The following is a 9,259-nucleotide window of genomic DNA, read 5'->3' as shown; positions in this document are numbered from 1 at the left end:
TACGTGTACCCCTCACGTTTACCTTTCCAGACAACTTTATTTGTATATTTCGGCATAATGCCTCCTATTTTTTGCCCTGTTGTATTTCATCAACCTTTTTTGCAATCTCATCAGCTACTGCATCGACAGCCGCCTGGTCTTCCCCGGTAAGACTTGCCCGTGATAGAGGTGTCTTAATCCCGCATTTTTGCAGCACCTCGCTCACAACTATGGAATCATATGGTTTTGCGCTCAGGCGCTCCGTGCTTTTCTGACTGCATCGCTTGTCGCAGCCGTCAACTGTTATGGTAGGAAATGTCTTCGCGAAGTTTTTCTCTTCTTCGCCTCCTGCTATAAATAGAGGTAGACAGATAGTAACCGTGCTTCCGGGTCTGAGTTTATCGAGCACTTTTCGGCTTGCGAAACGCGTAATGGTTCCTTCGCATATCTCCTCGCCGTTACACGGTATGATGCCCACCTTCTTTGGCATAAGATCCATTAGCATTGTTGTGCCTCCTTTTCTAAAAGACGGTCTGCCTCAGCCTGGATCCGTTCGGCCAGGATATGCACGAGGGTGAAACCCGCATCCCCTAATTCCAGAATACCGGTAGGTTTAAGATCCCGGTGTCCCTTAAATGTCTCGATTACCCGCAATGAGCAGTCAGGTTGCATACCGGCTGATTCCACATTCTTTTTGGCACAGTCCTTTGCGCACCCGTCAACGGTAATAATTGAATTTCCCTTTAATGCGGCCTTTGTTTCCGCATCATCAATCATGAGTCTGGCAAGGCAGACTGTCGAAGCACTTTCCGGTCGACTATCTATTGCCTCATATGTTGCCTGCCGTCCAATCTCGCCATAGGCTTTACCCACACCACTGCATGGGATAATAATGACTTTATTTTTCATTCTTTCCTCCAGGCATTACTTTTTTGATAGCTCCTGCTCAATCTTTTTCTTCATAAGAGGAAGATACGTCTCAGCGTCAATCAATTGTCCTTTTTCTTCTTCCCATTTGTTCAACTTGAGTTTGAAAAGCCAGCCTGCACCGAAGGGATCGGTGTTGAGTAATTGGGGTTCCTCTTCAAGAGAGGAATTAATTTCCAACACTTCACCGGAGAGGGGAGAAATGAGAGTTACGGTAGTTTTGATCGTCTCCATAACACCGGCTTCACCCCCCTGTGACAGATTGGCGCCTGTCTCCGGAAGTTCTACGAATGCCACATCACCGGCTGTTTTTTGCAGAAAGTCCGTTATACCCACCACTGCCATGTCTCCTTCCTGCCTTGCCCAACACTCGTTTGCGTGATAGAGACAACCTTTGTCCACCTTGAAGATAAATTTGTCATAAGTTACTTCAGTAAAATTGTCACCCATTGAAACCTCCTTCTTTTATAGGAAATATCCTACTTTTTCTCTTCAAACTGGATAAGCGGTAAGTTATCATCAACATTTATCGGAGGTGTGCTGCATTTGCAGGCTGTTGAACAGGAATATAAAAAAAGTCCTGTGAAAAGCAAAAGGGAAAAAGTAATCAGTTTTTTCATTAAGAATCTCCTTAACAATTTATTTTATTACGGTTTTATTCAGTATCTCCTGCTTCAAATGTTCAAGTGCATTGATAATCTCCGGTTCACCACTATACCGTTCTATTTTTCCATTCTGATCTATGATGCAGGTAGGTGTAGTATTTATCTTGTCATCCTTCAGGTATTTATTCAGGATTTCAAACGTTGGTTTTACATCGAAAGTTTTGAATTTAATCCCTTTATTCATGAGATATTCTTCCAGCTTTATCTCTTCAGTTATCTTTTCAAGGGATGCGTTAATAAGGGCAGACCGTGCAATAAGGGTAAGATCAAAATCCTTTTTCTCATTCATTATGTATAGAAAGTGCCGGGCATACAGTATGGAAGATCTGGAAAAAGGAGCATCAACAAAGGTAATATTAATACTATTTTTCCTTACCAGTTCGGTTATTATTGGCTCGATCTTGGGTTCCATGGACCTGCATGGTGAGCAGAAATAGTCCGTATAGAGCCTTACGTTTATCTTCCCCATCCCGAATGAAGGAACAAGAGTGTCTATCGCATATATAGGAGTAATGGAACCCTTGGATAATAGGATAAAGAGAACAAGGCCGAGAGCCTTACAGATAGTAGTCCACTTAGTTTGAACCTTGTGAATATTCAAAATATACTTTTTCTGCATTGGCCGTTTGAACAAGTTGTTTTCAGACACTATAAATACCCCCACTTTTAAAATTAATTATAAACAATAAAATAGTACAAAGCGTTTGCGCCAACCATCTTTACAGCAGTTTCTTTATCTCATCTGCAGAGAGAACCTTGCCTGCGCTCTTTACCTGCCCATCGATGGCAATAGCCGGGGTCATCATTATACCAAAATCCATGATTTTTTTGATATCTGTTACCTTTTCAATCTCAAACTCAATCCCTGCCTGCTTAGCCGCCTCTTCTGCGTGAGCAGCAAGCTCTGTACATTTTGCACAGCCAGCTCCAAGAATCTGTATCTTCATGCCCCCTATCTCCTGTTTTAAGTTATACATTTAATATTTAAGCTCATCACCCAACGGTAATTTTAATCAACTATTCACCCGAACGCCATTCCTGCTATAGTTGAAACCCCGGTTACCAGTTTAAGATTGTAAAAAACTTCTTTGTCATAAGTCATAAGAAGACTTGTTATCGCTATCATAGTCAGCAATGATAGCGCTGGCAGCAAAGAAAGCAGGCATATATAAAAAGATTCAGGAATTGCCTTTTGCGCCCTTAGCTTTTCAAAGGGAACAAAATATGCAAATACAAAGACGCATACAACAATAGGAAATTTATAACGTTTTCTCAAAATGACTCATCATTATGTAATATTGTATTCACAAATATATCAACGCAGTAACAAAAAATTACTTGCTACATAGGCATGCCTTTTGCTTTTTTACGGTATTTTCGATAACTGCCGTAACACAGCTAAAAAAATCGGTAATACATGGCACCTCAAGCTTATAGAACATTTCCAAACCACTTTTCCGTGAAGAGACGATTCCTGCCTCCTTCAATACAAGAAGGTGTTTCGATACGGTTGATTTATCAGATTCAAAAAGGTCGTTGAGTTTTGAAAAAGGGGTTTCTCCATCTTTAAGCACCTCAACTATCATCAACCTTACCGGATGTGCAAGCGCTTTAATGATTCTGCTTCTGATTTCTGCTTCTTCAAAACTTATCAAGATTCACCTCTCGTTTGCCTGTTGGTATTTTAACCAACAAACCAATAGTATGTCAAGAAAAAAATATTAATTTTCCCTCTTCTTTTGTTTATCCCATGAATCCCAATCCCTGAGGCGCTACTTTGAGTGTATTCTGTGTTGTTTTTTGCAGTTCCGATACCGCCCAGAAAGCTTCTTTTAGTATCTGTTTTTGCCTGGTAGAAAGTTCGGCAGGTTTTACAAAGTTTCCAAAAGATTTGCCCTCATCAATATCTGCAAGATTGTTCCTTATCTTAAGTGTAAGAAAGGTTTCGAAGGCTTGTACAAGCGCCTCCTGCTGGTCAATATTGATGGCCTGCAAATAACCCAAGGCCTTTATCCTTTCAAGGGTATTTGTTTCAGGAACACCATATTGGAGCGCCATAATCTTTATACAGGTAATCAGAGGAACGAGGCCGTAGAGCTTTAGATTCAAACGGTCCTTGTGCTCTCCGCTTTTTTCCACAATGAAATTTTTAAAAAATCCGATTGGCATAGGAATTGAAACAATGGCTTGGGCTAAAGATTTTAGAAATGAAGGATTTTCTTTGACCTGTTTCAGTACATGTATCCTTAGTTCTTTTTCCAGAGTCTGTTCTCCATGCAATGATCTGAAATCCAGAAAAACATAGGTATCCATTAATTCATCTTCGCTAAGGTCCAGAGACTTAATCCATTTTGATGTTTTTGCTTTCCACTCTTTCAAGTCTCCAAAAAATTTAGGATTTGTAGCCATGATGTTTCCCTTGCAAAGCGGGATACCGCATTGATTGAGCCCGTTTACCACAACATCGGAAAATTTTTTGAAATATTCTGCTGATCCATTTGATTGACGATTATCAAAAATGATTGCATTATCCTGGTCTGTAAATAATGTCTGTTCCTCTCTTCCTTCACTTCCCAACCCTAACCATGCATATGCGCAAGGAGGCGAACCACATACTTCCCCGGCGAAATCAATTACCTTCTTTACGACTTTGTCATTGAATTCACTCACAATCTTACAGGCATGGGAGGCAAGTGCACCGTCTGCCATTAGTTCTCTCAGGACTTTTTCAACCTCACCCCGCATAATGTCCAGTTGAGAAAGATCAGTGGCATTTTCGATATTCCGGAGAAGAGACAAAGTTTCTCTGCCTCTGAATCTCAGCAGGTCAAAACCTGTTAATACACCTTTTGATCTGTCTCCTTCAGTTACTACAAGGGTGTTTGTATTATTCTTTATCATGCAGTGAAGTGCATCAAAAAAATAACTATTGGAATCTATCGAATAAAATTCTTTTTCCAAAATATTCATCACAGGATCACCAGGATTAACATCCTCGAATAGCAACGCATTAGTTATTGTGTAAATTCCTACTAATCCTTTGGGATTTCCCTGGTCATCTATTGCAATGCGCGGACCTATTCTGTTGTCCAGGATTTCCTTTGCCACATTTCTTATGCTGTTTTTTTCACTGATAAATCCACGCTTAAACGACATCATATCCTTAACCTGTTTGTTATAAAGATAGGGTTCCACCTGAGTTACATGAGATTCCTTTGACAGGAATTCCTTATATGTGCTTTTGGTCCTGTGCATTAGGAGCTGATCGAAAAAATCCATAAACTCGGGATAGTGTTCGACCATATCGAGAAAATACTCCTTTGTATATATAAGACATACGGTATTTTCCATTGATTGAACATTTGCATTTGTCGGTTTGTTTCTGAGGAGGGACATTTCACCGAAACAATCCCCTTCGCCAAGAAAAGCTAAAATATTTTCGTTGCCTGAATTGTCATTGGTAAAGACTTTAACGAGGCCGCTTTTTATAATATAGAAATTTAATCCGTGCATTCCCTGTTTAATAATGAAATCTTTCAGTAAAAAACTCTCTTCTGCCATGTTTTTAGCTATTTCATTCAGGTCTGTTTCGTCAAGCGTATGAAATGGTGCGATATTTTTCAGAAAAACAACCGTTTCTTCCGTCTTCATGATGACCCCTCCACGATTATTTTTTTATGTTTAGTCTTTTGATGAGGTTATGTTAATTCTATTAGATTGCAATGAGTTGTCAACAGCAAAATAAAAGTAATACCAATTCGCCTTCAATCATATAACTTCGTTGCCTCCTCTTCGCGCTCCTCGACGTACTGGTAGTACGCCTGCGTCGGCTCGTCGTCGACGCCTCGTTCTATGCATGAAACCGGATTGGTATAAGTTCCCGTGGTTGTTGCAAATGTAGTTTAAATGATGAGGTTGTTTAAAAAAAGGCCGGGTCTTGTTGAACCCGCTGTGTGTACTATTCCAGGTCAGTCTTCCTTTTCCATCTTCTATGGGATGTTACGGCAAAGCGGTGGGTTTCATCGCGCATTTTCACAATTTCTTTGAATACCGGAGATGCCTTCGGAAGTAAAAGGGGATTTTTCCGGTTAGGCAGGTAGATCAGGTCTTCCATACCGCCTCTGCGCTGCCCCTTTGCAACACTGATAGCGTCCCGGTCAATGCTCAGTGTCTTCAGTGCCTTTGTTACGGCGGAGAGTTGTCCCTTGCCGCCGTCTATGATGAACAAATCCGGTATAGGTCCAAGTTTTTCATTGACGGTTCTTCTCTCTATGACTTCGGTCATTGCAGCTACATCGTCCATTGACGGCGCCGACCGTATATGAAAAACTCTGTAGCCCTTTTTATCCGGTTTAAAAGCATCAAAAACAACCATTACACCCGTGGGGTTTACGCCATGTGTATGGGAAATATCGTATATCTCAATCCTTTCAGGCTCCTTCTTCAAATGGAGTGCCTTTTTGAACGCTGTTTCCAGGGCGACTTGTTCCGGTTCATGCAAGTTTTCTACAGCAAGACCTATCATTTCTTTTGCCGCCCTGCTGCCCGGACCGAGTATCTTCACATCACCCCTTTTTCTCTCTTTCAAATATTTTTCCAGAAACTGCGCGTCTTCGATAACCTCAGAGATAATCACCTCATCGGGAACAGGTCTCGACGAATAATATCGGAAAATAAATGACGATATGGCCTCATCATAGCCAACCTTCATTAAAGATTCTTTGAAAAGCTTCTTCGAAAGTAGAACCCCTCTCCTGAATGTAAGCAGCACCATCCTTATGCCCTCTTCCCCTTCAAGAAATGCCCAGACATCCCGGTTCTTGCCGAAATGCTCATGAACATTCTGCTTTTCAACCATGCCTTTTATGGCAAAATACCGCTCCTTTAAGAGTTTAGCTTCTTCAAAATTCCATTTTTCAGAAGCTTCGGTAATGCGTTTCTCAAGGTCTTTCAACAACTTTTCATCCTTACCGGAAAGAAAGTCCGCCAATTCTTCTGCAACAGCCCTGTATGCATCTTCATTGAATTTTTCCGCACAGGGCGCAAGACATTTACCGAGGTCTGAAAGTATGCATGGTCTTTTTCTCTTTTTGAAAACAGTATCTTTACACCTTCTGACCGGATATATGCTCTGTATGAGCTTGAGCACATCCTTTACATCCTTGGCATGTGGGTAGGGGCCAAAATACAGTGCTCCGTCATTCTCAATTTTCCGTGTTGTATAGAGAGCCGGAAATGTTTCATTCATGGTAAGTTTCAATGAGATATAGGTTTTATCGTCTTTCAGGTCAATATTGTATTTAGGAGTGTTTTCCTTAATAAGGTTGCTTTCCAGCAGAAAAGCCTCTTTCTCGTTCCCGGTCAGGATAGTTTCAACACTCCTGATTCTGTTTACAAGGCGTTCTGTCTTGGGATCTTTCTCGCTTTCGCCGATGTAGCTTTTCACCCTGTCTTTGAGGTTCTTCGCCTTCCCGATATAAATAATATTCCCTTCTTTGTCCCTGAAGATATATACGCCCGACGATTCAGGCAGGGAGTTTATAATTGATTCATCTATCAAAGCGTTATCTCCATCTTTTCCAGCTTCAGCAGCCTGTCCCGAAGCTCGGCTGCCTTCTCGAAATCCCACCTCTTCGATGCTTCACCGATCTCTTTCTTCAATTTCTTCATCATACGGGACAATTTCTTCGGCTCAACGCCACTTGCCTCAAGCTCGTCGAGAGGTATTGAGTAGTAATCTTTTTCATAAATCGAGGAGAGAATATCCACGACCGATTTTTTGATACCTTCCGGAGTAATGCCGTTTTCCATATTATATTCACCCTGAACCTTTCTCCTTCTCTCTGTTTCGCTTAGGGCACGTTTCATTGATTCGGTCGTATTATCTGCAAACATGATGACTCTGCCGTTTATGTTTCTCGCAGCCCTGCCGCAGGTCTGGATAAGGGATGTCTCGGAGCGCAAAAATCCTTCCTTATCCGCATCAAGTATAGCAACAAGGGAAACCTCAGGCAGATCAAGACCCTCTCTCAGGAGGTTCACTCCTACAAGGACATCGAACCTGCCCATCCTTAAATCCCTCACAATGGCAACACGCTCAAGTGTATCAACATCGGAATGGAGATACTTTGCCTTGACACCTGCATCGAGTAGATAATCGGTCAGGTCTTCTGCAAAACGTTTCGTCAGGGTTGTAACCAGTACTCTTTCTTTTGCCTCTGTTATTATTTTGATCTCTACGAGGAGTGCTTCTACCTGACCTTTTGCCGGCTTCAGTTCAATGCGGGGGTCCATGAGACCCGTGGGCCTTATTATCTGCTCAATTACATGGCTCCCTGCTTTTCCAAGCTCATATTTGGCCGGTGTTGCAGAAACATACATTACCTGCCCTGTCCGCTCCTCGAATTCTTCGAATGTAAGGGGTCTGTTATCAAGGGCAGAGGGCAGCCTGAAGCCGAATTCCACAAGGGTTTGCTTCCGCGACCTGTCGCCGCGGTACATACCGGTAAGTTGCGGTACAGTAACATGGCTCTCATCGATCATTATGAGGGTATCCTTCGGGAGATAATCAATAAGAGTCGGCGGGGGTTCACCGGGCTTCCTGCCCGTAAGGTGCCTCGAATAATTTTCTATCCCCTGACAATAGCCGATCTCTTTGATCATTTCCAGGTCATATTTTGTCCTCATCTCGATTCTCTGCATCTCAAGGAGTTTGTTCTGTGTTTTGAGGAATTCAAGACGTTCCTTCAATTCTTCCTCTATCGTAAGCAAGGCACGATCAAGGGTCTCCTTGGGCGTAACAAAATGCCTGGTCGGGAATATGGTACATTTCTTCAGCTTTTCAATGATCTGCCCGGTAAGGGGGTCAATAATATATATGGCGTTCACAAGGTCATCATCAAGAACCACCCTGAATGCCCTTTCCTCCTCATAGGCAGGAAATATATCAATATTCGGCCCCCTGATGCGGAATCTGCCCCGGTAAAAATCGAGATCATTCCTCTCGTACTGGCATTGGATAAGTTTATCAAGGAGGGCCTTTCTTTCTATCTGCTGTCCCTTTTCAAGGTATACAAGCATCCCGTAATATGCCTCCGGCGAACCCAGGCCGTATATACAGGAAACGCTTGCCACAATAATTACGTCATCCCTCTCAAAAAGGGAATTAGTAGCAAGGAGTCGAAGCTTGTCAATCTCCTCGTTGATGGAAGAATCTTTTTCGATGTAAGTATCTGTGGAAGGCATATATGCTTCCGGCTGATAATAATCATAGTAGCTTACAAAAAAATGGACTTCATTTTCAGGAAAGAGGGTTTTGAATTCCGTATAAAGCTGTGCTGCAAGGGTCTTGTTGTGGGAAATGATCAGTGTCGGTCTCTGCATGCGTTCAATCACATTTGCCATTGTAAAGGTCTTGCCTGAACCGGTAACACCAAGCAGTACCTGATGTTGAACACCTTTTTTTATATTTTTTACAAGTTTCTCAATTGCCTCCGGCTGGTCGCCTTTAGGCTCGTATTCACTGATTAGTTTGAATTTATTCATAGTGCTCTATATTGTAATGCATTCGACCGGTAATAATAAACAGGATAATTGCCGCCTTAAGCGTAATGAGCGTGTTTGCCGGGAATAACCCGACACCGTTACTTGTCTTAATCAAAAATATGGGATTATTATTATCAATGACA

At 42.0% G+C, this 9,259-nt stretch carries 11 protein-coding genes; all 11 read right to left on the bottom strand.

Annotated elements, in window-relative coordinates; genetic code table 11:
- Window positions 1–64: 64 nt before the first annotated feature.
- Window positions 65–478 (bottom strand): putative zinc-binding protein, encoded by a 414-nt coding sequence (locus NT010_15530; protein MCX5807452.1) that lies wholly within the window; start codon window positions 476–478, stop codon window positions 65–67.
- The gene (locus tag NT010_15525; protein MCX5807451.1) at window positions 478–888 is read right to left on the bottom strand and encodes a hypothetical protein; all 411 of its coding nucleotides are present in this window, start codon (window positions 886–888) and stop codon (window positions 478–480) included. The genes NT010_15530 and NT010_15525 overlap by 1 nt, the downstream gene beginning before the upstream one ends.
- Before the next feature lie 15 nt (window positions 889–903).
- Window positions 904–1,356: a glycine cleavage system protein GcvH gene (gene gcvH, locus NT010_15520; protein ID MCX5807450.1), complete on the bottom strand. Its 453-nt coding sequence runs from the start codon at window positions 1,354–1,356 to the stop codon at window positions 904–906.
- 29 nt (window positions 1,357–1,385) lie between these two features.
- On the bottom strand, window positions 1,386–1,526 hold the full coding sequence (locus tag NT010_15515; GenBank protein ID MCX5807449.1) for a hypothetical protein: 141 nt from the start codon (window positions 1,524–1,526) through the stop codon (window positions 1,386–1,388).
- A gap of 19 nt (window positions 1,527–1,545) precedes the next feature.
- Window positions 1,546–2,220, bottom strand: coding sequence for a thioredoxin domain-containing protein (locus tag NT010_15510; protein ID MCX5807448.1), 675 nt, complete (start codon window positions 2,218–2,220; stop codon window positions 1,546–1,548).
- Window positions 2,221–2,290: 70 nt separating this feature from the next.
- Window positions 2,291–2,518 (bottom strand): thioredoxin family protein, encoded by a 228-nt coding sequence (locus NT010_15505; GenBank protein MCX5807447.1) that lies wholly within the window; start codon window positions 2,516–2,518, stop codon window positions 2,291–2,293.
- A gap of 74 nt (window positions 2,519–2,592) precedes the next feature.
- Window positions 2,593–2,847, bottom strand: coding sequence for a hypothetical protein (locus NT010_15500; protein MCX5807446.1), 255 nt, complete (start codon window positions 2,845–2,847; stop codon window positions 2,593–2,595).
- Between the two features lie 58 nt (window positions 2,848–2,905).
- A complete protein-coding gene (locus NT010_15495) occupies window positions 2,906–3,226 on the bottom strand; it encodes a metalloregulator ArsR/SmtB family transcription factor (protein ID MCX5807445.1) in 321 nt (106 codons plus the stop codon).
- 88 nt (window positions 3,227–3,314) lie between these two features.
- Entirely contained in the window at window positions 3,315–5,222 is a 1,908-nt protein-coding gene (locus NT010_15490) for a DUF294 nucleotidyltransferase-like domain-containing protein (protein ID MCX5807444.1), read from the bottom strand.
- A 307-nt stretch (window positions 5,223–5,529) separates the two neighbouring features.
- Entirely contained in the window at window positions 5,530–7,131 is a 1,602-nt protein-coding gene (gene uvrC / locus NT010_15485) for an excinuclease ABC subunit UvrC (GenBank protein MCX5807443.1), read from the bottom strand.
- Complete coding sequence (uvrB, locus tag NT010_15480; GenBank protein MCX5807442.1) at window positions 7,128–9,116, bottom strand: excinuclease ABC subunit UvrB; 1,989 nt, start codon at window positions 9,114–9,116, stop codon at window positions 7,128–7,130. Before uvrB ends, uvrC begins: the two co-directional genes overlap by 4 nt.
- Between the last annotated feature and the right edge of the window lie 143 nt (window positions 9,117–9,259).

The sequence above is a fragment of the Pseudomonadota bacterium genome, from assembly GCA_026388275.1.
Classification (GTDB): Bacteria; Desulfobacterota; Syntrophorhabdia; order Syntrophorhabdales; family Syntrophorhabdaceae; genus JAPLKB01.
The sequence above is the reverse complement of the archived record's forward strand: the minus strand, read 5'-3'. Positions and strand labels throughout refer to the sequence as shown.

What these genes read in the sequence shown, in the direction of transcription:
- NT010_15530 (MCX5807452.1), bottom strand. Translation starts at nt 478, where the DNA reads ATGGATCTTATGCCAAAGAAGGTGGGCATCATACCGTGTAACGGCGAG.
- NT010_15525 (MCX5807451.1), bottom strand. Translation starts at nt 888, where the DNA reads ATGAAAAATAAAGTCATTATTATCCCATGCAGTGGTGTGGGTAAAGCC.
- gcvH (MCX5807450.1), bottom strand. Translation starts at nt 1,356, where the DNA reads ATGGGTGACAATTTTACTGAAGTAACTTATGACAAATTTATCTTCAAG.
- NT010_15515 (MCX5807449.1), bottom strand. Translation starts at nt 1,526, where the DNA reads ATGAAAAAACTGATTACTTTTTCCCTTTTGCTTTTCACAGGACTTTTT.
- NT010_15505 (MCX5807447.1), bottom strand. Translation starts at nt 2,518, where the DNA reads ATGAAGATACAGATTCTTGGAGCTGGCTGTGCAAAATGTACAGAGCTT.
- NT010_15490 (MCX5807444.1), bottom strand. Translation starts at nt 5,222, where the DNA reads ATGAAGACGGAAGAAACGGTTGTTTTTCTGAAAAATATCGCACCATTT.
- uvrB (MCX5807442.1), bottom strand. Translation starts at nt 9,116, where the DNA reads ATGAATAAATTCAAACTAATCAGTGAATACGAGCCTAAAGGCGACCAG.